This is a genomic window from Sphingopyxis sp. (genome assembly GCF_035250425.1).
In the GTDB taxonomy this organism is placed as follows: Bacteria; Pseudomonadota; Alphaproteobacteria; order Sphingomonadales; family Sphingomonadaceae; genus Sphingopyxis.
Window position 1 is genome coordinate 1 of sequence record NZ_DATFFD010000041.1, and the last position, 3,399, is coordinate 3,399.

Sequence of the window (3,399 nt, forward strand, 5' to 3'; positions counted from 1 at the left end):
CACCGAACTCGACAGTCTGAAGGTCGAGGGGCACAGCGACCCGTCGCCCACCAGCGGGTTTCAGCGCGTCGTCCAGCGCGCGATCCTGCACGTCCAGTCGTCGGGCAAGGACGAGGTGACGGGCGCCAACGTCCTCGTCGCCCTCTTCTCCGAACGCGAAAGCTACGCCGTCTATTTCCTGCAGCAGCAGGACCTGACCCGCCTCGACGCGGTCTCCTACCTCAGCCACGGCGTCGGCAAGGGCGGCAAGCCCTCGCCGCAGGCCGAGCCCGAGGAAAAGGAAGAGACGAAGGACAAGGACAGCGGCGGCAAGTCCAAGAAGGAAACCGCGCTCGACCAGTTCACCGTCAACCTCAACGAAAAGGCGAAGATCGGCAAGGTCGACCCGCTGATCGGCCGCAATGCCGAAGTCGACCGCACGATCCAGATCCTCTGCCGCCGGTCGAAGAACAACCCGCTCTATGTCGGCGACCCCGGCGTCGGCAAGACCGCGATCGCCGAGGGGCTCGCGCGCAAGATCATCGAGGGCGACGTGCCCGAGGTGCTGCTGCCCGCGGTCATCTATTCGCTCGATATGGGCGCACTGCTCGCCGGAACCCGGTACAGGGGCGATTTCGAGGAGCGGCTGAAACAGGTCGTGACCGAACTCGAAGGGCTGCCGCACGCGATCCTGTTCATCGACGAGATCCACACCGTCATCGGTGCCGGCGCGACGAGCGGCGGCGCGATGGATGCGTCGAACCTGCTCAAGCCCGCTTTGTCGGGCGGCGTGATCCGCTGCATCGGCTCGACGACGTACAAGGAGTTCCGCAACCATTTCGAAAAGGACCGCGCGCTGCTCCGCCGGTTCCAGAAGATCGACGTGGTCGAACCGACGCTTGAGGACACCAAGAAAATCCTTGCCGGGCTGCGCAGCGCGTTCGAGGCGCATCATCAGGTGCGTTACACCCCCGATGCGATCAACGCCGCGGTCGACCTGTCGGCGCGCTACATCAACGACCGCAAATTGCCCGACAAGGCGATCGACGTGATCGACGAGGTCGGCGCGATGCAGATGCTCGTCGCCCCGTCGAAGCGCAAGAAGACGATCACCGCCAAGGAGATCGAGGCCGTGATCGCGACGATGGCGCGCATCCCGCCCAAATCGGTGTCGAGCGACGACAAGGCGACGCTCGCCAGCCTCGAGACCGACCTCAAACGCGTCGTGTTCGGCCAGAACACCGCGATCGAGGTCCTCTCGTCGGCAATCAAGCTGAGCCGTGCGGGCCTGCGCGATCCCGAAAAGCCGATCGGCAACTATCTGTTCAGCGGCCCCACCGGCGTCGGCAAGACCGAGGTCGCGAGGCAGCTCGCGTCGATCATGGGCATCCCGCTCCAGCGGTTCGACATGTCCGAATATATGGAGCGCCATTCGGTCAGCCGCCTGATCGGTGCGCCCCCGGGCTATGTCGGCTACGATCAGGGCGGTTTGCTCACCGATGCGATCGACCAGAATCCGCATTGCGTGCTCCTGCTCGACGAGATCGAAAAGGCGCATCCCGACCTGTTCAACATATTGTTGCAGGTGATGGACCATGGCCGCCTGACCGACCATCACGGCAAGACGGTCGATTTCCGCAACGTCATCCTGATCATGACGACCAATGCGGGGGCAAGCGACATGGCGCGCGAATCGATTGGTTTCGGCGCATCGACGCGCGAGGATGTGCAGGAGGAAGCGGTGAAGAATCTCTTCACCCCCGAATTCCGCAACCGCCTCGATGCGATCGTGCCCTTCGGCTATCTGCCGCCCGAAGTCGTCGCGCGCGTCGTCGACAAGTTCATCCTCGAGCTCGAACTCCAACTCGCCGACCGCAACGTCCATATCCAGCTCGACGATGCGGCGCGCGAATGGCTGACCGGCAAGGGCTATGACAAGCTCTATGGCGCGCGTCCGATGGGCCGCCTGATCCAGGAAAAGATCAAGCAGCCGCTCGCCGAGGAACTGCTGTTCGGCAAGCTCGTTCATGGCGGCGAGGTCAAGGTGAAGATGAAGACCGGCGACGACGCCAAGGTCGGCAATCCGCTCGCCTTCGAAATCGTCCCGGCGCCGCCCAAGGCGAGCAAGAGCAAGCCGAAAGCCGACAAGGCGAAAAAGGCGGCGGAGTGACACCTGCTCCCCTCCCGCTTGCGGGAGGGGCAGCGAGACTTGCGGGCTTGCCCGCTAGTCGCAGCGGAGAGGGCTTGGCAACGCCATACCCCCTCCCCAAACCCCTCCCGCAAGCGGGAGGGGCTTACTACCCTCGCAATTCAGCGCCACATCGCCTATATCGCGAGTCATGTACGACTATGTTTCCGTAACCACCGCCGACGCGGCGAGCCCCACCCCCGTGCGCGACGGCACGATCAAGCTGCACGACGAGGCGGGCTTTGCCGGCATGCGCAAGGCGGGGCGGCTGTCGGCCGAAATCCTCGACGCGCTCGTCGCCTTCGTTCAGCCCGGCGTGACCACCGCGGCGATCGACGACCTTGTCCGCACGATGATGCTCGATGGCGGCGGTATCCCCGCGACGCTCGGCTATCGCGGCTTCACGCATAGCTGCTGCACCAGCATCAACCATGTCGTCTGCCACGGTATCCCCGACGACAAGCCGGTGCGCGAGGGCGACATTGTCAACATCGACGTCACCAGCATCGTCGACGGCTGGCACGGCGACACCAGCCGCATGTATCTGGTCGGCGACGTACCGATCAAGGCGAAGCGCCTCGTCGAAATCACCTACGAATGCCTGATGCTCGGCATCGAGCAGGCGAAGCCCGGCAACCGCATGGGCGACGTCGCGCATGCGATCCAGCAACACGCCGAGCGCCACCGCTATTCGGTCGTCCGCGACTTTTGCGGCCACGGCCTCGGCCAGATGTTCCACGACGCGCCCGAAGTGGTCCACGCCGGCCGCCCCGGCACCGGCCCCGAACTCAAGCCCGGCATGTTCTTCACGATCGAGCCGATGATCAACACCGGCAAATATGCGGTGAAGATGCTGAGCGACGGCTGGACCGCGGTCACCCGCGACCGCTCGCTCTCGGCGCAGTTCGAGCACAGCATCGGCATCACCGAAACCGGCTGCGAGATTTTCACCGCGAGCCCGACGGGTCTGAACGCGCCGCCGTGGGCCTGATTCCTTCTCCCTTGATGGGAGAAGGATACGGAGCCTTGCCGCGAAGTGGCTAGGCGCAGTTGGATGAGGAGGATGGTGCGTCATCGCGGCGTAGGTTCAGGCCGAGACCGCACCCCCCCACCGCTGCGACTAGCCAGCAAGCTGGCAAGTCTCGCTGCCTCCCCCATCAAGGGGGAGGACAAGTAGGCGCGCGCCCTCCACCCACCCCCCATTTTCCCGCTTGCGCCACCCGCCCATCCGG

General features: G+C 64.7%; 2 protein-coding genes. Both read left to right on the forward strand.

Annotation, left to right across the window (positions count from 1 at the left end; translation table 11 throughout):
- Positions 1 to 2,149: ATP-dependent Clp protease ATP-binding subunit ClpA (clpA, locus tag VJ811_RS02865; RefSeq protein WP_324070768.1), on the forward strand; the 2,149-nt coding region annotated here is incomplete at its 5' end.
- Between the two features lie 169 nt (positions 2,150 to 2,318).
- Positions 2,319 to 3,158 (forward strand): type I methionyl aminopeptidase, encoded by an 840-nt coding sequence (gene map / locus VJ811_RS02870; RefSeq protein WP_324070769.1) that lies wholly within the window; start codon positions 2,319 to 2,321, stop codon positions 3,156 to 3,158.
- Positions 3,159 to 3,399 lie beyond the last annotated feature (241 nt).